Here is a 22,746-nt window from a genome sequence, read left to right on the forward strand (position 1 = left end):
TCGGGTCGATCAGGCGCACGATGGGGAGGACGCGGCCCCGGCCCGGAACACGGTCGCGGCGCAGAACGAGGGTCCAGGCCCAGCACGACGGTCCCGCCCCGGGACGCGGTCCCGACCTCCGAGCAGAGCAAGTGGAGCACATGAGCCGCCGCACGCCGCAGTCGCCGTCCTGGCTGCCGATCGACCCGTACATCCTGATGCTGGTCGGCACGGTCGTCCTGGCCGCTCTGCTGCCGGCCTCGGGCGCGGCGGCGGAGGTCGCGGGCGGCGCCTCGACCGGCGCGGTCGCGGTGTTGTTCTTCCTCTACGGGGCGCGGCTCTCCACCCGCGAGGTGACGGACGGGCTGCGCCACTGGCGGCTCCATCTGACCATCCTGGCCTGTACGTTCGCGCTCTTCCCGCTGCTCGGGCTCGCGGCCCGGGGCCTGGTTCCCGGCGTCCTCACACCTCCGCTCTACAGCGGACTCCTCTTCCTGTGCCTGGTGCCGTCGACGATCCAGTCCTCGATCGCCTTCACGTCCGTCGCGCGCGGCAACGTGCCGGCCGCGATCTGCGCGGGATCCTTCTCCAGCATCATCGGGATCTTCCTCACCCCGCTGCTCGCGGCAGCGCTGCTCGGCGGCGGCACGGCGGGCTTCTCCGGGGAATCGCTGCTCAAGATCGTCGCCCAGCTGCTGGTGCCCTTCGTCGCCGGGCAACTGCTGCGCCGCTGGATCGGGGGTTTCCTGGCCCGCCACAAGAAGGTCCTCGGATACATCGATCGCGGTTCGATCCTGCTCGTCGTCTACACCGCCTTCAGCCAGGGCGTGACGGCCGGCGTCTGGCACCAGGTGAGCCCGGGGCGGCTCGGGGCGCTGCTCGGTGTGGAGGCGGTGTTGCTCGCGCTGATGCTGTCGCTGACCTGGTACGGGGCGAAGCGGCTCGGCTTCGGGCGGGGGGACCGGGTCGCGATCCAGTTCGCCGGGTCGAAGAAGTCCCTGTCGGCGGGGCTTCCGATGGCGAGTGTGCTGTTCGGGGCGGAGGCGAGCCTGGCGGTGCTGCCGCTGATGCTCTTCCACCAGATGCAGTTGATGGTGTGCGCGGTGATCGCCAAGAGGCGCTCGCGCGATGTGCTGCCGGAGGACGGCGAGGACGTGTCCGCGGAGGCCGTCGCGGGGCGGGTCGGCGCCAGCCGGTAGGCGGGGAGTGGATGCCGCGCCAAACGTGACGAATTCCTCGCCCCGGTGGTCCGGATCGCCCGCCTCGGCGCGGCCCCCGGCTGGCAAGATCGCCAAGTGACCTCAGCGATACGTGCCTTCGGCCCCCGCCCCTGCGCCCTCACGGTGTGCAGGGGCTGCTGCTGCGGGGACGCCGGCAAGCATCCCGGCACCGACCACGACGGCCAGCTCCGCCGGCTGCGGGAGGCCGCCGCCGCGTCCGAGGGGCGGCTGCTGGTGCGGACGAGCGAGTGCCTCGGCCCGTGCGGGCAGGCGAACGTGGTGGTGGTCCAGCCCTCCACGGAGGGGCGGCGCCGGGGTGGGCGGGCGGCGTGGGTCGGCTGGGCGCTGGACGACGACTGCACGGACGACATCCTGGCCTGGGTAGCGGCCGGCGGTCCCGGTCTGGCCGCCCCTCCGGCAACGCTGGCGCTCCAACTGATCCCGGCCCCGGAGCCCGCTCCTTCTCCGGCCCGCGGAGGCCGTCGACGCTGAGGGAGAGGTGGGGTGGGGGCCGCATCGCGGGGGCTCGCTGCCCGGCCCGACCCCGACCGTGCCCGAACCGGGGCCGCCTTGGGCTCCGGTCCTCGAACGCCGGACGAGCTCCATGGCTGCCGTGAGGCTGAAGGCCTGCTGCCCCCTGCCGGCGCAGCGGTCCGCGACAGGGACCCGCGTACCCAGCGGACCCGGCATACGGAAGTGGCCCGGCCGACGCAGGGGGCGCTCCCCACCGGCCGGGCCCTCCTCCCGTGCAGCGGGGCGCGTCAGACCCCGGAGTGCAGGGCGATGCGTGCGTCACCCGCGTACACGTTCATGTTCGGCCCGCGCAGGAAGCCGACCAGCGTCAGACCGGTCTCCACGGCCAGGTCGACGGCGAGCGACGACGGCGCGGACACCGCCGCGAGCACCGGAATGCCCGCCATCACCGCCTTCTGCGCGAGCTCGAAGGACGCCCGCCCCGACACCAGAAGCACCTCCCGCGACAACGGCAGGCGCCCGTCGCGGTGGGCGCGGCCGACGAGCTTGTCGACCGCGTTGTGCCGGCTGACGTCCTCCCGGATGTCGATCAGCTCACCCGCCTCCGAGAAGAGCGCCGCCGCGTGCAGACCCCCGGTCCTGTCGAACACCCGCTGCGCCGCCCGCAACCGGTCGGGGAGGCCGGCGAGCAGCTCGGGCGTGACCCGGACCGGGGGAGTATCGGCGATCGGGAAGCGGGTGGTGGTGCGCACGGCGTCCAGGCTCGCCTTGCCGCACAGCCCGCACGACGACGTCGTGTAGACGTTGCGCTCCAGCGTGATGTCCGGGACCTCGACACCGTCCGCCAGCCGCACGTCGACGACGTTGTACGTGTTCACCCCGTCGGCCGTGGCGCCCGCGCAGTAGACGACGCTCCGCACGTCCGACGCCGCGCCGATCACGCCCTCGCTGACGAGGAAGCCGGTGGCGAGGGCGAAGTCGTCACCCGGCGTGCGCATGGTGATGGCCAGCGCCTTGCCGTTCAGCCGGATCTCCAGTGGCTCCTCGGCGACCAGAGTGTCCGGGCGGGTGCTGACGACCCCGTCCCTGACGCGGATGACGCGGCGGCGCTCGGTGACCCGTCCCATGGTGATCCGTCCCACTTCTTCACGATCGGCTGCTTCGCGATCAGCGCTGAGTGTCAGCGCTGCTGTACGTGCTGGTAGCCGAATCGGCCCTTGATGCACAGATTGCCGTGGGTCACCGGGTTGTCGTGCGGCGAGGTGACCTTGACGATCTCATTGTCCTGCACGTGCAGGGTGAGGTTGCAGCCGACGCCGCAGTAGGCGCACACGGTCGTCGTCGCGGTCTGTGCCGGTTCGTCCCAGGTCCCCGCCGCGCGCATGTCGAACTCCGACTTGAAGCTGAGCGCGCCCGTGGGGCACACCTCGATGCAGTTGCCGCAGTACACACACGCCGACTCGGTGAGCGGTCCGTCGTTCTCGACGGAGATACGGGCGTCGAAGCCTCGGCCCGAGACGGATATGGCGAAGGTGTTCTGCCACTGCTCGCCGCACGCGTCCACGCACTTGTAGCAGAGGATGCACTTGTCGAGATCGCGGACATAGAGTTCGTTGTCGATCTTCGGTTGCTCGTTGACGCGGGCAGCGTCCGGGCCGAAGCGGTCCGGTTTCGCCTCGTACTCCTTGATCCAGTCGGCGGCGCGCGGTGTGGTGGACAGATCGGTCGACGACGCGAGCAGCTCCAGCACGATCTTCCGGCTGTGCCGCGCGCGCTCGGTGTCCGTACGCACCGCCATGCCCGGCTCGGCCACCCGTGAGCAGGCCGGGGCGAGCGCACGGGCGCCTTCGACCTCCACGACGCACAGCCGGCAGGCGTTCTTGGGGGTGAGGGTGTCGCCGTGGCACAGGGTCGGAATGTCCTTGCCCGCCGCCTTGCAGGCATCCAGGATCGTGGAGCCTTCCGGGACCCTGACCGGAGTCTCGTCGAGAGTGAACTCAACAAGCCTGCGCGGTAGTTGAAGGTCGATCGCGGTCATTTGTACACTCCCAGACGGTCGATGGCCGACTCCACGGCATTCCACGCGGTCTGCCCCAGACCGCAGATCGAGGCGTCCCGCATCGCGCCTCCCACCTCGCGCAGCAGCGCGATGTCACCGGCCGCCGCCGCGCCCGTACGGTCCTTGATCCGGTGCAGCGCCTCCTCCTGCCGTACGGTCCCGACCCGGCAGGGCACACACTGGCCGCACGACTCGTCCCGGAAGAACTCGGCGATGCGCAGCAGCACTCGGGGCAGGTCGTCGGTGTCGTCCAGGACGAGGACCACACCCGAGCCGAGGGTGGCGCCCGCGGCGCGCGTGCCTTCGAAGGTGAGCGGGATGTCCAGCTCGTCGGGGCGTACGAAGCCGCCCGCGGCGCCGCCGAGCAGCACGGCCCGCAGCTTGCGCGGCGGGCCCGCGAGGTCGAGCAGGTCACGGAGGTTCGCCCCGAAGGGCAGCTCGTAGATCCCGGCACGGTCGACCTGCCCCGAGACACAGAAGAGCTTGGTTCCAGTGGACGCCTCGGTGCCGGTGCGCGCGTACGCAGCCGCGCCTTCGGTGAGGATCGGCAGGACATTGACCAGCGTCTCGACGTTGTTGACCGCGGTCGGCTTGCCGAACAGGCCCTTCTCCACCGGGAACGGCGGCTTGGAGCGCGGCTCCCCGCGCTGCCCCTCGATCGAGTTGAAGATCGCGGTCTCCTCGCCGCAGATGTACGCGCCCGCGCCGCGCCGGATCTCGATGTCGAACGCGTACCCCTGGCCGAGGACGTCCGGGCCCAGCAGGCCGCGCACAGTGGCCTGGGCGATGGCGTGTGTCAGGCGGTCGTACGCCCGCGGGTACTCCCCGCGCAGGTAGAGGTAACCCCGGTGGGCGCCGGTCGCGTACCCGGCGATGGTCATCGCCTCGATGAGCGCGTACGGGTCGCCCTCCATCAGGACCCGGTCCTTGAAGGTGCCGGGCTCGCTCTCGTCGGCGTTGCAGACGAGGTAGTGCGGGTGGTCGGGTTGGCGGGCGGTGGCGTCCCACTTGCGGCCGGTGGGGAAGGCGGCCCCGCCGCGCCCCACCAGGCCGGCGTCCAGGACCTCGCGGATCACCCGGCGGGGCCCGATGGCGAAGGCGCGGCGCAGGGCGGTGTAGCCGCCGGCCGCGCGGTAGTCGTCGAGGGAGGCCGGGTCGACCACGCCGATGCGGCGGAGCAGGACCAGGCCGGGGTCGCCCGCCTGAGGGACGGCGGTGGTGGCCGACGGTTCGGCGGGGGCGGATTCCGGGATGGTCGCGGCGAGCACCACGGCGTCCGGAGTGGCCGGGGCGATCACGGCCGCCGTCCGGTGGGCGCCCGCGGCGGGCTCATCGGCCGGGACATCGGCCCCGGGGCTCACGCCCGCCCGCAACACCAGCGCCGCCGGGGCCCGTTCGCACAGCCCCAGGCACGGGCTCGGCTGCCAGAGCACGCCCCCCGAGGCCGCGCCCGCCGGGCCCAGCCGCTCCGCCAGGCCCGCGCACAGCTCCGCCGAGCCGCGTGCGGCGCACGCCAGGTCCGTGCAGACGTGCAGGACCTTGGCCGGGCGTGGCTTCACCGAGAACATCGCGTAGAAGGTCGCCACCCCGTACGCCTCGGCGGGCGGCACGGTCAGCCGCTTGCAGATGTAGTCGAGCGCGCCCTCGCTGAGCCAGCCGACCCGGTCGTTGACGGCGTGCAGGGCGGGCAGCAGCAGGTCGCGCCGGCTTCGCTGGGCCGCCCCGCCGCGCGCCCAGCGCAGATCCTGTTCGGTCCGTTCGGTACCGCCCACCCAGCCCGACTCGGGCGGCCCCAACAGGTCCTCCACCGCCGCACGTTCGTCCTCGGTCGCCTTGGCGTCGGTGTACCTCAGATCCATGAGTGCACCAGCTTCTCGATCCGTATCGCGGAGGCCTTGAACTCGGCCGTGCCGGCAATGGGGCAGTTCGCCTCGATCGTCAGCTGGTTGGTGTCGACCTCGTCGGGAAAGTGCATGGTCATGAAGGCGAGACCCGGGCGCAGGGCGGGGTCGACCCACACCGGCGCCGTGACACTGCCCCGCCGCGAGGAGACCCGTACCTCCTCACCGACCTCCACCCCGTAGGCGAGAGCGTCCTCGGGGCACAGCTCGATGTACTCGCCGCGTCGCAGCGGGGAGGCGAAACTCCCGCTCTGCACACCGGTGTTGTACGAGTCGAGCCGTCGGCCGGTGGTCAGCCGCAGCGGGTACTCGTCGTCGGTCAGGTCGACCGGCGGGTCGTGCTCGACGAGACCGAAGGCGGCGGCCGTGCCGCGCGTCGCCGGGTCCGGCTCCCACAGCCGCGCGTGCAGGAAGGTCGACGGGAGGACGCCCGGATCGGGGCACGGCCATTGCAGGCCCTGCTGCTCCTCCAGCCGGTCGTACGTCATCCCGTAGTGGTCGGGCGACAGCGCCCGCAGTTCGTTCCAGACGGCCTCGGAGTCCTCGAACTTCCAATGGTGGCCCAGCTGTTCGGCCATCGCGCAGATGATGTCGATGTCCTCGCGGGCCTCGCCCGGCGGCAGCAGCGCGGCCCGCACCCGCTGGACGCGACGCTCACTGTTGGTCGTCGTGCCCTCCGTCTCCGCCCAGGCGGCCGTCGCCGGGAGCACCACGTCCGCCATCTCGGCGGTCTTGGTGAGGAAGATGTCCTGGACCACCAGGTGGTCCAGCGAGGCGAGTCGGCGGACGGCCTGCTCGCTGTCCGCCTCGGACTGGGCCGGGTTCTCTCCGATGCAGTACACGGCGCGCAGCTCGCGGCTCTCCATCGCCTCGAACATCTCCGTGAGTGTCATGCCGTAACGCGGCTGGATGACGGTGTCCCAGGTCCGCTCGAACTTGCCCCGCGCGACGGGGTCGAGGATGTCCTGGAAGCCCGGCAGCCGGTTCGGGATGGCGCCCATGTCGCCGCCGCCCTGCACGTTGTTCTGCCCGCGCAGTGGCTGCACCCCGGCGCCGTATCGCCCGACATGGCCGGTGAGGAGCGAGAGGTTGATGAGCGCACGGACGTTGTCGGTGCCGTTGTGGTGCTCGGTGATGCCCAGCGTCCAGCACAACTGCGCGCGCTCGGCGCTCGCGTAGGCGTGCGCCAGCTCGCGGATCGCGTCCGCGGGTACGCCGGTGACCTGCTCGGCGGCCGACAGGTTCCACGGCTCGACCAGGGCCGTGTACTCCTCGAAACCGCTGGTGGCCCGCTCCACGAACGCCCGGTTGACCAGGCCCGCGTGGATGATCTCGCGGCCGATGGCGTGCGCCAGCGGGATGTCGGTGCCGACGTTCAGACCGAGCCAGCCCTCCGCCCACTCGGCGGTCGAGGTGCGACGCGGATCGACGGCGTACATCCGTGCGCCGTTGTGGATCCCCTTCAGCACATGGTGGAAGAAGATCGGGTGGGCGAAGCGGGCGTTGGAGCCCCACATCAGGATCATGTCGGTGTGCTCGACCTCCTCGTAGGAGGAGGTGCCGCCGCCCGACCCGAAGGCGGCCGTGAGGCCCGCCACGCTCGGCGCGTGGCAGGTCCGGTTGCAGGAGTCGACGTTGTTGGTGCCCATCACCACGCGGGTGAACTTCTGTGCGACGTAGTTCATCTCGTTGGTCGCGCGGGCGCAGGACAGCATGGCGAAGGAGTCGACGCCGTACGTGTCCTGGGCGCGCCGGAAGCCGTCCGCTGCCCGGCGCAGGGCCTCGTCCCAACCGGCCCTGCGCAAGGTCCCGTTGGAGTCCCGTACCAGCGGGTGCGTGAGGCGCGGGTACTGCTTGGTCTGCCTGTCCTTCTTCTTCACGGAGCGCTCCCAGCTGAGGAGGTCTTGGCGAGCAGATCGGCCAGCGCGTGCACGGCGCGCAGCGTCGGGACGGTCGTGCCGGTCAGACCGGCGAGTTCGACGACCGCGGCGAGCAGCACGTTGAGTTCGAGTGGTTTCCCCTTCTCCAGGTCCTGGAGAGTGGAGGTCTTGTGGTCGCCGACACGCTCGGCGCCGGCGATGCGCCGCTCCACGGAGATCTCCGGGCGGCAGCCGACGGCGGCCGCGACCTCCAGCGTTTCGTGCATCATCGTGTCGACGAGCGCGCGGGTGTCCGGATGGCGGCAGATCTCGCCCATGGTGGCTCTGGCCAGCGCGCTGATGGGGTTGAAGGAGATGTTGCCGAGCAGTTTGATCCAGATGTCGTTGCGCAGATCGGGCTCGACGGGACACTTGAGCCCGCCCGCCACCATGGCCTCGCTGAAATCGAGACAGCGCCGCGAAACAGTCCGGTCCGGCTCTCCGATGGAGAAGCGGGTGCCTTCCAAGTGCCGTACGACACCCGGCGCTTCGAGCTCGGTGGCGGCGAAGACGACGCAGCCGACGGCCCGGGTGGGCGGCAGCGTCGCGCTGACCGCGCCCGCCGGGTCGACACTCTCGATGCGGCGGCCCACGTACGGGCCCGCCAGGCGGTGGAAGTACCACCAGGGGATGCCGTTCTGGGCGGCGATCACCGCGGTGCGGTCGTGCAGCAGCGGATGCACCAGCGGACCCGACGCGGCGTACGAGTTGGCCTTGAGGCCGAGGAAAACGTAATCGACGGGCCCGACCTCGGCCGGGTCGTCGGTCGCGGCGGGCCGCGCGGTGAAGTCGCCGCGAGGGCTGAGCACCCGCACACCGTCGCGGCGCATGGCCGACAGGTGCGGACCTCGGGCGATCAGATGGACCTCGGCGCCCGCGCGGTGGAGCGCGGCCCCGACATACGCGCCGATGGCTCCGGCGCCGACAACTGCGACTTTCACGGGGCTCTCCGATCGGTTGGTCGACCGAGAAAGGGGGAGCGGAGGAGCGAATGGCGTCGACAGAATATTGTCTACAGTATCCGTTCCGGAGTGGTCAAGGGATGTGGCAAAGGACGCAGTCAGCAGGAAGCTCCAAAGAGTTGACGGCGAATCCTGTTGATTCACGCACCCTCGTACCGGTGAGTCACAAAGAAGAGTGGGTTGCTCCGACTGTCCGCAAAGAGGGGTGGATCCGTCATGACCGGCTCACGTGTCGTCGCGCTCGGGCACTACCAGCCTGCCAAGGTGCTCACCAACGAGGACCTCGCGGAGCTGGTCGACACCAGCGACGCGTGGATCACCAGCCGGGTCGGGATCAAGACCCGCCATGTGGCGGGGCCCGAGGAACCCGTCGACGAGCTGGCCGCGCACGCCGCCGCCAAGGCGCTCGCCTCGGCGGGACTGGCGCCGGCCGACATCGATCTCGTGCTGGTCGCCACGTCCACCGCGATCAACCGGTCGCCGAACATGGCGGCGCGCGTCGCCGCCCGCCTCGGGATGGGCTCGCCGGCCACGATGGACCTCAACGTCGTCTGCTCGGGCTTCACCCACGCACTCGCCACCGCCGACCACGCGGTACGGGCCGGAGCGGCCACCAGAGCCCTGGTGATCGGCGCGGACAAGATGGCCGAGATCGCCGACTGGACCGACCGCACCACCTGTGTCCTGGTCGGCGACGGCGCCGGCGCGGCGGTCGTCGAGGCCTGCGCCGACGACGAGAAGCCCGGGATCGGCCCGGTGCTGTGGGGTTCGGTGCCGGAGCTCGGGCACGCCGTACGGATCGAGGGCACGCCCCCGCGCTTCGCCCAGGAGGGCCAGTCCGTCTACCGCTGGGCCACCACCCAGCTGCCGCCCATCGCGCGCAAGGTGTGCGAGCGGGCCGGTGTCACGCCCGAGGAGCTGGCCGCGGTGGTCCTGCACCAGGCGAACCTGCGGATCATCGAGCCCGTCGCGCAGAAGATCGGCGCGATCAACGCGGTCATCGCCCGCGATGTCGTGGAGTCCGGCAACACCTCCGCCGCGAGCATCCCGATCGCGCTGTCCAAGCTGGTGGAGCGCGGCGAGATCGTCTCCGGCGCCCCGGTCCTGCTGTTCGGCTTCGGCGGGAACCTGTCGTACGCGGGCCAGGTCATCAGCTGCCCGTGAGGAGCGTCCCGAGCGACAACTGAACAGCTTCGCCCCCGCATCGCGGCGCGAGCGTGACGAGGATCTCCGCATGGCTTCGATTGCGCTCGGTAGACTGTAGACGATAGCCAATCTCTGATTGGCTTCTCCGACAACAGGAGGGGGACCGCGATGTTGTCCGCAGGACTGCCGCAGGGAGCCGTGCCCAAGCTGGAGAGGCCGGGGCCGCTGCGCGAGCGGGTCTACGAAGCCTTGCTCGAACTCATCACGACCCGTTCACTGCGGCCCGGCCAGCACCTGGTGGAGAGTGAGCTCGCCGGGCACCTCGGGGTGTCCCGCCAGCCCGTGCGCGAGGCGCTGCAGCGGCTCAACACCGAGGGATGGGTCGACCTGCGGCCCGCGCAGGGCGCGTTCGTGCACGAGCCCACCGAGGAAGAGGCCGACCAGCTCCTCTCCGTACGCACACTCCTTGAGGCCGAGGCGGCCCGGCTGGCGGCCGCCAACGCCGGATCCGCCCAGATCGCGGCCCTCGAAGAGCTGTGCACCCGGGGCGAGCAGGCCGTCACGGCCGACGACGTGGACCTGACCGTAGCCGTCAACGCCCAGTTCCACGCCAAAATCATGGAGTTGGCGGGCAATCTTGTCCTCGCCGAGCTGGCCGGCCGGGTGGACCGCCGGGTCCGTTGGTACTACACGCCCGTGGCCCGCCAGCGTGGCAAGCAGTCCTGGATCGAGCACCGCGAGCTGATCGCCGCGATCTCTGCCCGTGACGAGCAGCGCGCCACCGAGGTCATGCGCGCCCACACCGAGCACACCCGCACCACCTACCACGAGCGCGAGGCGTGAAAGCGACCCTCTGAGGCCCTCCGGAACCCGGCTTTGTCCTGGGTGTGGAGAAAGGTGGGGCAGATTCCTGCGCAACTTCTTCCCACTCCCGGCAGCCGCTGCTACGTTCCCCTCCAAAGCACCACGGAGAACAGCCGATGAGGCAGGGAGGGGCACGTGAGGCGCATGACGGCACGACCCGCGAACGCGCATCAGGCGCGCCTGCTCCGCCTCCTGCGTGACGGCGGCCCCAACTCCCGTGCGCAGCTGGGCGATCAGGTCGATCTCTCGCGCTCGAAACTGGCCGTCGAGGTCGACCGGCTGCTGGAGACGGGACTGGTGGTGGCCGACGGTCTCGCCGCCTCACGCGGCGGACGCCGGTCGCACAACATCAGACTCGCCCCCGCCCTGCGCTTCCTGGGCGTCGACATCGGGGCCACCTCCATCGATGTCGCCGTCACCAACGCCGAGTTGGAAGTGCTCGGCCACCTCAACCACCCCATGGACGTACGCGAGGGCCCGGTCGCCGTATTCGAGCAGGTGCTCGCGATGGCGGCCAAGCTCAAGGCCTCCGGCCTCGCGGAAGGCTTCGACGGGGCAGGCATCGGGGTGCCCGGCCCGGTCCGCTTCCCCGAGGGCGTACCGGTCGCACCCCCGATCATGCCGGGCTGGGACGGCTTCCCCGTACGCGAGGCACTCAGCCAGGACCTGGGCTGCCCCGTCATGGTCGACAACGATGTGAACCTGATGGCCATGGGGGAGCAGCACGCGGGCGTCGCCCGCTCCGTGGCCGACTTCCTCTGCATCAAGATCGGCACCGGTATCGGCTGCGGCATCGTCGTCGGCGGCGAGGTCTACCGCGGCACGACGGGCAGCGCCGGCGACATCGGCCACATCCAGGTCGAACCGGACGGCCGGGCCTGCGCCTGCGGCAACCGGGGCTGCCTGGAAGCCCACTTCAGCGGAGCGGCGCTCGCCCGCGACGCCGAGGAAGCGGCCCACGCGGGCCGCTCCTTCGAACTGGCCGCCCGACTCGACGCGTCCGGCCGCCTCACGGCCGCCGACGTCGCCGCCGCCGCGGCGGCCGGCGACGCCACCTCCCTCGACCTCATCCGGGAAGGCGGCAACCGCGTCGGCCAGGTCATCGCCGGACTCGTCAGCTTCTTCAACCCCGGGCTCGTGGTGATCGGCGGGGGAGTGACCGGCCTCGGCCACACGCTCCTGGCCAGCGTCCGAACCCAGGTCTACCGCCGGTCGCTTCCGCTCGCGACCGGCAATCTGCCCATCGTCCTGGGTGAGTTGGGGCCCGCCGCCGGAGCGATCGGCGCGGCCCGACTCATCAGCGACCACCTGTTCTCGCCGGCCTGACCCCAACAGGCCGACGACGTAACGCCGTAAGGCGCGCACCGCCCGGCTCCACCGCACCCTGCTTTGCCCTGCCCGCCCACAGCCGGCCCCACCTGCCCGTCGCAGACAAGCGACGGGGTGCGGCCGGCACCGCCCGGCCGCACCCGCCGAGGGGAACCGTCATGGCACCGACGCAAGCAGCTCCACCTTCACCACCGTCACTTCTCACGATGTCCGCCATCACCAAGTCGTTCCCGGGAGTGCGCGCACTCGACGGCGTCGACCTGATGGTCAGGGCGGGCGAAGTCCACTGCCTGCTCGGCCAGAACGGCGCCGGCAAGTCCACCCTCATCAAGGTGCTCGCCGGGGTCCACCAGCCCGACGACGGCGAAATCACCTGGCAGGACAAGGTGGTGACCCTCAAGTCACCGATCGCCGCCATGCGACTGGGCATCGCCACCATCTACCAGGAACTCGACCTGGTGGAGGGGCTGTCGGTGGCCGAGAACATCTTCCTCGGACACGAGCCCACCGTCGCCGGCTTCGTCGTGAAGGGCCGGGCCGCCAGAGCCTCGGCCACCGCCCTGCTGAAGCGCCTCGGCCACCCCGAGATCGACGCGGCCGGCCTGGTCGGGTCGCTCTCCGCCGCCCAGCAGCAGATCGTGTCGATGGCGCGGGCGCTCTCCCACGACGTACGCCTGATCGTGATGGACGAGCCGTCGGCCGCACTCGACCCCGACGAGGTCGACAACCTCTTCCGCGTCGTGGCGACACTCACCGCGGACGGGGTCGCCGTCGTCTACATCTCCCACCGGCTGGAGGAGATCCGCCGCATCGGTGACCGGGTGACCGTCATCAAGGACGGCCGGACCGTCGCGGTCGGGCTGCCGGCCGAGGAGACCCCCACCCGCGAGATCGTGGCGCTGATGACCGGGCGCGACGTCGAGCATGTATTTCCCCAACGCCCCGATGCCACAGCCGCGCTGAGCGATCCCGTACTGCGTGTCGAAGGCCTGTCCAGGGAGGGCGAGTTCGCGCCGCTGAACCTGGAGATCCGCGCCGGGGAGATCGTCGGCCTCGCCGGTCTGGTGGGGTCGGGGCGCTCCGAGATCCTGGAGACCATCTACGGCGCACGCAAGGCGACCACCGGCCAGGTGATCGTCGACGGTAGCCCGCTGCGCACCGGCAGCGTCCGGGCCGCGGTCCGGGCCGGGGTCGGCCTGGCCCCGGAGGAGCGCAAGGCCCAGGCCCTGCTGATGCTCGAATCCGTCACCCGCAATGTGTCGGTGTCGACCCTGTCGCGCTTCTCGCGCGGCGGCTGGCTCGACCGGGGCAAAGAACGCGCCGCAGCCCAGAGGGCGACCCGCGAGCTCTCCCTGCGCCCCGACAACCCCGAAGCCCGCGTCCGCACCCTCTCCGGGGGCAACCAGCAAAAGGCCGTACTCGCCCGGTGGTTGCTGCGCGGCTGCCGTGTCCTGCTGCTCGACGAACCGACCCGCGGCGTCGATGTCGGGGCGCGCGCCGAGTTGTACGCCGTGATCCGCCGGCTGGCCGACGAAGGCCTCGCCGTACTGCTGGTATCCAGCGAAGTCCCGGAAGTCCTGGGCCTCGCCGACCGGGTGCTCGTGCTCAGGGAGGGGCGCGTCGTGCACAGGGCGCCGGCCCAGGAGTTGGACGAGCACCGTGTACTCGACCTTGTGATGGAAGGGAGCCCGACGCCATGACGCAGTCCTCAACCCCGGCGCAGCACAGTGGGCCGGAGCCCACGGCTGCGCGTCCCCCCGGCAAACAGCGGGAGGGGGTACGGCCCCCGAAACTGAAACTCGGGCTGCGCGCCGACATCCGGACCCTGTCGCTGGTCGGCGTCCTCGCCGTACTCATCCTGATCGGCGGCATCACCAAGCCGGACGAGTTCCTGGCCACCAGCAACCTCCAGCTGGTCCTCATCCAGGCGTCCACCATCGGCGTGGTGACCGTGGGCATGACGTTCGTCATCACCAGCGGTGGCATCGACCTGTCGGTCGGCGCGATCGTGGCGCTGGCCTCCGTATGGGCCACGACGGTGGCCACCCAGCAGTACGGTTTCGCCGGCATCCTGTTCACCGCGGTGGTCGTCGGTCTGGCCTGTGGGCTGGTCAACGGCGTGCTGATCGCGTACGGCGGCATGGTGCCGTTCATCGCGACGCTGGCGATGCTCGCGGCCGGCCGCGGCCTCGCCCTGCAGATCACCGAGGGCAGGACGCAGTCCCTGGACCCCGAGTGCTGCTCGTCCGTCCTCGACCTCGGCGGCCGGGACGCGTACATCCTGGGCGTCCCGCCCCTCGCCATCATCTTCGTGGTGGTCGCGGCCATCGGCTGGCTGCTGCTCAACCGCACCACGTTCGGCCGTCGCACGGTCGCGGTCGGCGGCAACCCCGAGGCGACCCGGCTCGCGGGCATCGACGTACGCAGGCAGCGGCTCTACCTCTACCTGCTCTCCGGCCTGTGCTGCGGTATCGCTGCCTTCATGCTGATCGTCCTGTCGGGCTCCGGTCAGAACACCAATGGCAATCTCTACGAACTCGACGCCATCGCCGCCGCCATCATCGGCGGCACCCTGCTCAGCGGCGGCCGGGGCACCATCGTCGGCTCGGTGCTCGGTGTCCTCATCTTCACCACGATCACCAACATCTTCATTCTCAACAACCTGCAGAGCGCCACGCAGCAGATCGCCAAGGGCGCGATCATCGTCGCCGCGGTCCTGGTCCAGCGGCGCACCGCATCCTCCGAGCACTAGCTGCGTACTCGGACGAACCCGCCTGCTCAGAAAAGCCCGACGACACAGACAAAGGGGTCACTGTCATGCCAGAAATCTCCCGGACCAGTCGCAGAGGACTGCTCTTCGGCACCGCGGCCGTCTCCGCCGGCGCCCTCCTCACCGCCTGCACCAGCAACGAGCCGGCCGAGAAGGACAAGCCCGCGGCGAACGAGCAGCCCGTCTCCGACGACAAGCCCGGCAAGCAGGTCACCATCGGCTTCGCCGGACCGCAGGCCGACCACGGCTGGCTCAACGCCATCAACGTCAACGCCCGCGAGCGCGCCAAGAAGTACAAGGACGTGACGCTGGACATCACCGAGGGCTCCAACGACACCGCGGCACAGATAGGCCAGATCGACACCCTGATCAACAAGAAGGTCGACGTACTGGTCATCCTGCCCGCCGACGGCAAGGCCATGACGCAGGCCGGCCTGAAGGCGATGCGGGCCGGCATCCCGGTGGTCAACCTCGACCGCGTCTTCTCCTCCCCGCAGGCCTACCGCTGCTGGATCGGCGGCGACAACTACGGCATGGGCCTCAGCGCCGGTAACTACATCGGCGAGCAGCTCAAGAACAAGGCCGACGCCAAGGTCGTCGAGCTCGCCGGCCTGGACAACCTGGAACTGACCAAGCAGCGCAGCCAGGGCTTCGCGGACGCCCTCAAGAACTACCCGAACATCAAGATGGTGGCCCGCCAGGCAGCCGACTTCACCGTCGAGTCCGGCCAGTCGAAGATGTCCTCGCTGCTCCAGGCGCAGAAGAGCTTCGACGCGCTGTGGAACCACGACGACGACCAGGGAGTCGGCGCGCTGCGGGCCATCGAGCAGGCCGGCCGCGACGAGTTCCTGATGGTCGGTGGCGCGGGCGCGCTGTCCGCCTTCAAGGCGATCAAGTCCGGCAAGGGCGTGCTGAAGGCCACCGTCCTCTACCCGCCCACCATGGCCGCCTCCGCGATCGACCTGGCGCGCGCACTCGGCCAGGGCAAGGGCGTCGGGGGCCTGTCGGAGTTCGAGATCCCGGTCTCCCTGACGCTCTACTCGGCCGTCGTCACCAAGGACAACGTCGACGAGTACATGCCCACCGGCTTCAGCTAGCAGGGCCGTTTCCTCGCACCGCCACACCCAGCCCCCCACCGAGCACTCGACGAGGTCGAGTCCGACAAGGAGGATCTATGGCCCGCAGTGCAGAGACCCGGACGGAGCAGGAGGCCGGCGCACCGCCGACGCTCGGCGTCGGCATGGTCGGATACTCGTTCATGGGCGCCGCCCACTCGCAGGGGTGGCGCACCGCGGGCCGGGTCTTCGACCTGCCGGTGCGGCCCGCCATGGCGGCCGTCTGCGGCCGTGACCCGCAGGCGGTGCGGGCCGCGGCCGACCGGCACGGCTGGGCCGCGGCGGAGACGGACTGGCGCGAGCTCATCGCCCGCGACGACGTGCAGATCGTCGACATCTGCACGCCGGGCGACAGCCACGCCGAGATCGCCGTCGCGGCGCTGGAGGCGGGCAAGCACGTGCTCTGCGAGAAGCCCCTCGCCAACTCCGTCGCGGAGGCGGAGGCCATGGCGGCGGCGGCCGAACGGGCCCGCGCACGTGGGCAGGTGGCGATGGTGGGGTTCAACTACCGCCGGGTGCCCGCCATCGCGTACGCCCGCCGCCTGATCGAGGAGGGCCGGCTGGGGGCGCTGCGGCACGTCCGTGTCACCTACCTCCAGGACTGGCTCGTCGACCCGGACTTCCCGCTCACCTGGCGCCTGGAGCGTGAGCACGCCGGGTCCGGGGCGCTCGGTGACCTCGGGGCGCACATCGTCGACCTCGCGCAGTACCTGGCGGGAGAGCCGCTGGCCGGGGTGTCGGGGCTGACCGAGACGTTCGTACGGTCGCGTCCGCTCCTCACCGCTGCCTCCGCGGGGCTGTCCGGCTCCGGGCGGGCGGCCGAGCGTGGTGAGGTGACCGTCGACGACGCGACGCTGTTCACCGGCAGGCTGGTGTCCGGGGCGCTCGCGTCCTTCGAGGCGACCCGGACCGCGGCCGGTCGTAAGAACGCGCTCAGCATTGAACTCAACGGCGAGCGCGGCTCGTTGGCCTTCAACCTGGAGCGCCTCAACGAGCTGTCGTTCCACGACCACACCGAGCCCGCGGCCACCGCCGGGTTCCGCCGGATCCTGGTGACCGAGCCCGAGCACCCGTATCTGGAGGCGTGGTGGCCGCCCGGCCACACCCTGGGCTACGAGCACACCTTCGTGCACCAGGCGCGCGACCTGATCCACGCCATCGCCCACGGCACCGACCCGTCGCCGTCCTTCGCGGACGGGCTCCAGGTGCAGCGGGTGCTGGCGGCGGTGGAGGAGAGCGCCGAGAAGAACGCCGTGTTCACACCCGTACTGCCCGTACTCCCCGTACACCCGTAGGAGGTCGTCAGGTATGGCACGTCCCTTCACCCTCTTCACCGGTCAGTGGGCCGATCTGCCGCTGGAGGAGGTCTGCCGGCTCGCCCGCGACTTCGGCTACGACGGTCTCGAACTCGCCTGCTGGGGCGACCACTTCGAGGTCGACAAGGCCAACAGTGACCCCGGCTATCTCGACTCCCGCCACCAACTGCTCGACAAGTACGGCCTGAAGTGCTTCGCCATCTCCAACCACCTGGTGGGCCAGGCCGTCTGCGACAACCCGATCGACGAGCGGCACCAGGCCATCCTGCCCGCCCGGATCTGGGGCGACGGTGAGCCCGAGGGCGTACGGCAGCGTGCGGCCGAGGAGATGAAGGACACCGCCCGCGCGGCGGCTGCCTTCGGGGTGCGGACCGTCATCGGGTTCACCGGCTCGTCGATCTGGCACCTGGTGGCGATGTTCCCGCCGGTCCCGCCGCACATGATCGAGCGCGGCTACGAGGACTTCGCGGAGCGCTGGAACCCGATCCTCGACGTCTTCGACGCCGAGGGGGTGCGATTCGCCCACGAGGTGCACCCCAGTGAGATCGCGTACGACTACTGGACCACGCAGCGCGCACTGGAGGCGGTCGGCCACCGGCCCGCCTTCGGGCTGAACTTCGATCCCAGCCACTTCGTCTGGCAGGACCTGGACCCGGTCGGTTTTCTCTACGACTTCCGGGACCGCATCTTCCACGTGGACTGCAAGGAATCACGCAAGCGTCTCGACGGGCGCAATGGGCGGCTCGGGTCCCATCTGCCCTGGGGCGACCCGCGGCGCGGCTGGGACTTCGTGTCGGCCGGGCACGGCGACGTTCCGTGGGAGGACGTGTTCCGGATGCTGAACTCCATTAACTACGAGGGGCCGGTTTCCGTTGAGTGGGAGGACGCCGGCATGGACCGGTTGCAGGGTGCACCGGAAGCGCTTTCGCACCTGAAGCGGTTCAGTTTCGACCCACCGTTCAGTTCGTTCGACGCCGCGTTCAGCAGCGATTGAGGCCTCCGCGCTGAGATTGCCGTAGCGCACCGAAGGTGTCCGGTACGGCCCTTTTACGAGGACGTGCCGGACACCTGATCAGGAATGCGCCAACTCAGCGTGCGGAGCTCTTATCAGCCTTCGGCTTTGCGTTCTGCAACGCGAATATAAGGGCCTCAGTGCTTTTTCCGTTGAGGGTCTGTTCGAGGGACGCCCCGTCCGGCCCCGTGTCGGACTCCTCCTTGCCCGCCGACACCTTGAACCGGCCTTCCGTCTCTCCCTTTCCGATCACCCCGTCGTCATAGGGGAGTGTGGAGCTTTCACCGAGACCGCGCCACTGGGCGGGCATTTCGTCACCCTCGGCCGACGAGGCGGGCTGCCAGTAGACGGCCATGATGTAGGTGTGCCCGATTTCCAGCCGTGGGCTGTCCTTCATCACCATGGGGCTGAGCTTCTCGCCGTGAAAGGTCCAGCCGTCGGCGATCCAGTCGAACGAATTCGGCGGCGGCGTCGGCGCATCGGCCAGCAGAGTTGGCCGGAAGTCAATCATCACGTCGCGTTTGCAAATCATTCACAGTAAACGTGGGCCGCAGGTCGGACGGGTCGTCATGGAGAGGCGTGTCCGACCGTGTCGCGCGACCTCATTCTCAAGAGCCGCCTCACGTCGCGGCGTCGGTGCGACCGGGCTTGAGCTGGCCTGATGCTGGAATGGCGGGCGGCGCTTTGTCCTTTGGCGGGAAGAAGTGGAACTTCCTTCCTGCACAAGGGCTTTCCGTGCCGGACGAACCAGGCTACCGTCCCTGAGATGTACAGGACATGAGCGGTTCCGGGGTGACGGCGCACTCCGGTTACCACGATCCGAAAGCTTCACGCCCCGGCACGGCGCCCGACAGGCACCGTCCGTAAGGCGAGCGCGGCAGTCCCCGCGCGGCACGGCAGCACCCGCCCGTTCAACCGGCTCACTTCCGGAGGACACTCGTGCACAGACAACGGCTCAGAGCCCGAAAAGCACTCGCTCTTCTCACTGGCAGCCTGCTCGCCGGCGCATCACTGGCCTTCACGGCCCCCCAGACCATCGCCGCCGAGAAGCCCGCTTCGGGCGGCGCCGCCGACTCGGCGGTCGCTGCCGAGGACTTCCAGCAGGTCACCCTCGCCAAGGGCGAGCCCGAGACGGGCGAGCCGATGTCGCTCGCGGTGCTCCCCGACCGCACTGTGCTGCACACCTCGCGCGACGGTGAACTGCGGAGCACCGACGCCGCGGGCAACACCCGTGTCATCGGGTCGATCCCGGTCTACTCGCACGACGAAGAGGGACTCCAGGGCATCGGCATCGACCCGAAGTTCAGCGAGAACCGGCAGATCTATCTCTATTACGCACCTCCCCTCAGCACTCCCGCCGGCGACGCCCCCAACGAGGGCACCCCGGCCGACTTCGAGAAGTTCGACGGCGTGAACCGGCTCTCCCGCTTCGTCCTGAAGGCCGACGGCAGCCTCGACAACGCCAGCGAGAAGAAGGTCATCGACGTGCCCGCCACCCGGGGCATCTGCTGCCACGTCGGCGGCGACATCGACTTCGACGCGCAGGGCAACCTCTACCTTTCGACCGGCGACGACTCCAACCCCTTCGCCTCCGACGGTTTTACCCCCATCGACGAGCGCCCCGGGCGCAACCCCGCCTACGACGCGCGGCGCACCTCGGGCAACACCAATGACCTCCGCGGCAAGATCCTCCGCATCAAGGTGAACGCGGACGGCTCGTACGCGGTCCCCGACGGCAACCTCTTCGCCCCGGGCACCGACAAGACGCGCCCCGAGATCTACGCGATGGGCTTCCGCAACCCCTTCCGTTTCAGCATCGACAAGCCCACCGGTGTCCTGTACGTCGGTGACTACGGCCCCGACGCGGGCGCCGCCGACCCCAAGCGCGGTCCGGCGGGACAGGTCGAGTTCGCCCGGGTGACCAAGCCCGGCAACTTCGGCTGGCCCTTCTGCACCGGCAAGAACGACGCCTATGTCGACTACGACTTCGCCACGAAGGAATCCGGCGCGAAGTTCGACTGCGCCAATCTCAAGAACACCTCGCCGTACAACACGGGACTGACCGACCTGCCGCCCGCGCAGGAGGCCTGGATTCCGTACGACGGCGCATCCCTGCCCGACTTCGGCACCGGCTCGGAGTCCCCGATGGGCGGCCCCGTCTACCGCTACGACGCGAACCTCGACTCACCGGTCAAGTTCCCCGAGGCATACGACGGTGACTTCTTCGCCACCGAGTTCGGCCGGCGCTGGATCAAGCGCATCGAGCAGGACGCCGACGGCAACGTCCAGTCCATCAACCCCGTCCCATGGACCGGCACCCAGGTGATGGACTCGGCCTTCGGCCCGGACGGCGCGCTGTACATCCTCGACTACGGCACGGCCTGGTTCGGCGGGGACGAGCACTCCGGTCTCTACCGCATCGAGAACGCCACCGGCGGCCACTCACCGGTCGCCGAGGCCGCGGCCGACAAGACATCGGGACAGGCCCCGCTGCGGGTGAAGTTCTCCTCCGCAGGAACCAGCGACTCCGACGGCGACGCGCTCAGGTACGCGTGGGCGTTCGGCGACGGCGGAACATCGACGGCTGCCAACCCCACGTACACGTACAAGAAGAACGGCACCTACACCGCGACGGTCACCGCCAAGGACTCCACCGGCAGGACCGGCTCCGCGAGCGTGCGGGTCGTCGTCGGCAACACCGCACCCAAGGTGACGCTGGAACTGCCGGGCGACGGACAGCTCTTCAACTTCGGCGACGACGTGCCCTTCAAGGTGAAGGTCACCGACGCGGAGGACGGCGCGATCGACTGCGCCAGTATCAAGGTCACATATGTCCTGGGCCACGACAGCCACGGCCACCCGATCACCTCGGCCACCGGCTGCTCGGGCATCCTCAAGACCCCGGCCGACAGCAGCCACGATCCCAACGCCAATATCTTCGCCGTCTTCGACGCGGAGTACACCGACGGCGGGGGCGGCGGCCAGGAGGCACTGACCACCCACGACCAGAAGGTGCTCCAGCCCAAGCAGCGCCAGGCCGAGCACTTCTCCAAGTCGAGCGGCGTCAACGTCTTCGACAAGGCGACCGCGCACGGCGGCAAGACCGTCGGTGACATCGGCGACGGCGACTGGATCGCCTTCTCGCCCTACCTGGTCGGCGACGCCACCTCGCTGACCGCCCGCGTCTCCTCGGGCGGGACCGGCGGCACCCTGGAAGTACGTACCGGCTCACCCGACGGCAAGCTCATCGGCTCCACCGTCGTCCCGGTGACCGGCGGCTGGGACACCTTCCAGGACGTCACCACCACCATCAAGAAGCCCCCGGCCAAGACCACCACGCTCTACCTGGTCTTCAAGGGCGGTGACGGCGCCCTCTACGACGTGGACGACTTCATCTTCTCCACCGCCAAGAGCGACGCCACACCCAAGAAGCGGCTCCTGGTCTTCTCCAAGACCGCAGGCTTCCGTCACGACTCCATCCCCGAGGGCGTCAAGGCACTCAAGGAACTCGGCGCGCAGCGCGGCCTGGCCGTCGACGCCACCGAGGAGCCCCAGCAGTTGACCCCGCAGAACCTGGCACGTTACGACGCGGTGGTCTTCCTCTCCACGACCGGTGACGTGCTGAACGCCAACCAGCAGACGGTCTTCGAGCAGTACGTCGCGGACGGCGGCGGCTACATGGGCGTTCACGCCGCGGCCGACACCGAGTACGACTGGAAGTTCTACGGCGGCCTCGTCGGCGCCTACTTCGACTCGCACCCGCAGATCCAGCCGGCCACCGTACGTGTCGAGGACCACGACCACCCCGCCACCGCGCACCTGGAGAACAGCTTCCAGCGCACCGACGAGTGGTACAACTACCGCACCAACCCGCGTGAGCAGGCCCGCGTCCTGGCCACCCTGGACGAGACCACCTACACCGGCGGCAACATGAAGGGCGATCACCCGATCGCCTGGTGCCAGCCGTACGAGGGCGGGCGCTCCTTCTACACCGGCGGCGGCCACACCAAGGAGTCGTACGCCGAACCGGCCTTCCGCAAGCACCTGTTGGGCGGAATGCTGTACGCCGCCGGGATGGCCAAGGCCGACTGCCGCCCCTCCAAGGACTACCGGCCGCTCTTCAACGGCGAGACCCACGAGGGCTGGAAGCAGGCGGGCCCCGGATCCTTCGAGATCAAGGACCGCACGCTGAACTCCACCGGCGGCATGGGCCTCCTGTGGAACCAGTCCAAGGAGCTCAAGTCGTACTCCCTGAAGGCCGACTGGAAGATGACCGGCGACAGCAACTCCGGGATCTTCGTGGGCTTCCCGGCCTCCGACGACCCGTGGTCGGCCGTCAACAAGGGCTACGAGATCCAGATCGACGCGAGCGACGCACCGGACCGGACCACCGGCTCCGTATACGGCTTCAAGGCCGCGAACATCGCCGCACGTGACGCCGCGCTCAACCCGCCCGGCGAATGGAACAGCTACGAGATCCGAGTCGAGGGAGAGCGGCTCCGCGTCTTCCTCAACGGGGTGAAGATCAACGACTTCACCAATACCGACCCCGCCCGCAGCCTGGCCCAGGGGCACATCGGCCTCCAGAACCACGGTGCGGACGACAAGGTCTCCTTCCGCAATATCAAGGTCAAGGAACTGCCCGCGAAGGCGGACACCCCCTAGACCCCGCAGGACCGG

The 22,746-nt window shown here is 69.9% G+C and carries 17 protein-coding genes; 11 read left to right on the plus strand and 6 right to left on the minus strand.

The features are described from left to right. The first annotated feature begins 140 nt into the window (after positions 1-140). Positions 141-1,178, plus strand: a complete 1,038-nt coding sequence (locus ACLLJJ_RS37445; RefSeq protein WP_434599155.1) for a bile acid:sodium symporter family protein — start codon at positions 141-143, stop codon at positions 1,176-1,178. Positions 1,179-1,274: 96 nt separating this feature from the next. Further along, positions 1,275-1,691 carry a (2Fe-2S) ferredoxin domain-containing protein gene (locus ACLLJJ_RS37450; protein WP_434599156.1) on the plus strand — a complete coding sequence of 139 codons (417 nt, stop codon included), beginning with the start codon at positions 1,275-1,277 and terminating at the stop codon, positions 1,689-1,691. 269 nt (positions 1,692-1,960) lie between these two features. Here ACLLJJ_RS37450 and fdhD read toward each other — a convergent pair whose 3' ends face one another. Genes fdhD through ACLLJJ_RS37475 form a run of 5 tightly spaced genes read right to left on the minus strand, consistent with a single transcriptional unit; the run spans position 1,961 to position 8,658 of the window. Next, complete coding sequence (gene fdhD, locus ACLLJJ_RS37455; RefSeq protein WP_434600629.1) at positions 1,961-2,800, minus strand: formate dehydrogenase accessory sulfurtransferase FdhD; 840 nt, start codon at positions 2,798-2,800, stop codon at positions 1,961-1,963. Between the two features lie 53 nt (positions 2,801-2,853). Beyond that, complete coding sequence (locus ACLLJJ_RS37460) at positions 2,854-3,711, minus strand: 2Fe-2S iron-sulfur cluster-binding protein (RefSeq protein WP_434599157.1); 858 nt, start codon at positions 3,709-3,711, stop codon at positions 2,854-2,856. Continuing rightward, complete coding sequence (locus ACLLJJ_RS37465; protein WP_434599159.1) at positions 3,708-5,591, minus strand: NAD(P)H-dependent oxidoreductase subunit E; 1,884 nt, start codon at positions 5,589-5,591, stop codon at positions 3,708-3,710. The genes ACLLJJ_RS37460 and ACLLJJ_RS37465 overlap by 4 nt, the downstream gene beginning before the upstream one ends. Then, complete coding sequence (locus ACLLJJ_RS37470) at positions 5,582-7,513, minus strand: molybdopterin oxidoreductase family protein (RefSeq protein WP_434599160.1); 1,932 nt, start codon at positions 7,511-7,513, stop codon at positions 5,582-5,584. The genes ACLLJJ_RS37465 and ACLLJJ_RS37470 overlap by 10 nt, the downstream gene beginning before the upstream one ends. Further along, complete coding sequence (locus ACLLJJ_RS37475; protein WP_434599161.1) at positions 7,510-8,658, minus strand: 2-dehydropantoate 2-reductase; 1,149 nt, start codon at positions 8,656-8,658, stop codon at positions 7,510-7,512. Before ACLLJJ_RS37475 ends, ACLLJJ_RS37470 begins: the two co-directional genes overlap by 4 nt. Before the next feature lie 72 nt (positions 8,659-8,730). On the opposite strand from ACLLJJ_RS37475, the gene ACLLJJ_RS37480 reads away from it, so the two are divergent. From ACLLJJ_RS37480 to ACLLJJ_RS37515, 8 genes are all read left to right on the plus strand, one after another. Continuing rightward, positions 8,731-9,678: a beta-ketoacyl-ACP synthase III gene (locus ACLLJJ_RS37480; RefSeq protein WP_434599162.1), complete on the plus strand. Its 948-nt coding sequence runs from the start codon at positions 8,731-8,733 to the stop codon at positions 9,676-9,678. Between the two features lie 150 nt (positions 9,679-9,828). Then, the gene (locus tag ACLLJJ_RS37485; protein ID WP_434599164.1) at positions 9,829-10,503 is read left to right on the plus strand and encodes a GntR family transcriptional regulator; all 675 of its coding nucleotides are present in this window, start codon (positions 9,829-9,831) and stop codon (positions 10,501-10,503) included. A gap of 165 nt (positions 10,504-10,668) precedes the next feature. Next, the gene (locus tag ACLLJJ_RS37490) at positions 10,669-11,850 is read left to right on the plus strand and encodes an ROK family protein (protein ID WP_434599165.1); all 1,182 of its coding nucleotides are present in this window, start codon (positions 10,669-10,671) and stop codon (positions 11,848-11,850) included. Positions 11,851-12,059: 209 nt separating this feature from the next. Then, on the plus strand, positions 12,060-13,553 hold the full coding sequence (locus ACLLJJ_RS37495; RefSeq protein WP_434599166.1) for a sugar ABC transporter ATP-binding protein: 1,494 nt from the start codon (positions 12,060-12,062) through the stop codon (positions 13,551-13,553). After that, positions 13,550-14,605: an ABC transporter permease gene (locus ACLLJJ_RS37500; RefSeq protein WP_434599167.1), complete on the plus strand. Its 1,056-nt coding sequence runs from the start codon at positions 13,550-13,552 to the stop codon at positions 14,603-14,605. The genes ACLLJJ_RS37495 and ACLLJJ_RS37500 overlap by 4 nt, the downstream gene beginning before the upstream one ends. Before the next feature lie 65 nt (positions 14,606-14,670). Then, positions 14,671-15,720, plus strand: coding sequence for a substrate-binding domain-containing protein (locus ACLLJJ_RS37505; protein ID WP_434599169.1), 1,050 nt, complete (start codon positions 14,671-14,673; stop codon positions 15,718-15,720). Positions 15,721-15,797: 77 nt separating this feature from the next. Next, the gene (locus ACLLJJ_RS37510) at positions 15,798-17,033 is read left to right on the plus strand and encodes a Gfo/Idh/MocA family protein (protein WP_434599170.1); all 1,236 of its coding nucleotides are present in this window, start codon (positions 15,798-15,800) and stop codon (positions 17,031-17,033) included. 13 nt (positions 17,034-17,046) lie between these two features. Next, positions 17,047-18,048, plus strand: a complete 1,002-nt coding sequence (locus ACLLJJ_RS37515) for a sugar phosphate isomerase/epimerase family protein (RefSeq protein ID WP_434599171.1) — start codon at positions 17,047-17,049, stop codon at positions 18,046-18,048. A 94-nt stretch (positions 18,049-18,142) separates the two neighbouring features. On the opposite strand, the gene ACLLJJ_RS37520 is transcribed toward ACLLJJ_RS37515, so the two are convergent. Continuing rightward, positions 18,143-18,580 carry a hypothetical protein gene (locus ACLLJJ_RS37520; protein ID WP_434599172.1) on the minus strand — a complete coding sequence of 146 codons (438 nt, stop codon included), beginning with the start codon at positions 18,578-18,580 and terminating at the stop codon, positions 18,143-18,145. A 425-nt stretch (positions 18,581-19,005) separates the two neighbouring features. Between ACLLJJ_RS37520 and ACLLJJ_RS37525 the strand changes: the two genes are divergently transcribed. Next, on the plus strand, positions 19,006-22,731 hold the full coding sequence (locus ACLLJJ_RS37525) for a ThuA domain-containing protein (RefSeq protein WP_434599173.1): 3,726 nt from the start codon (positions 19,006-19,008) through the stop codon (positions 22,729-22,731). Positions 22,732-22,746: the final 15 nt, after the last annotated feature.

It is taken from the genome of Streptomyces sp. A5-4 (genome assembly GCF_051131715.1).
Lineage (GTDB): Bacteria > Actinomycetota > Actinomycetes > Streptomycetales > Streptomycetaceae > Streptomyces.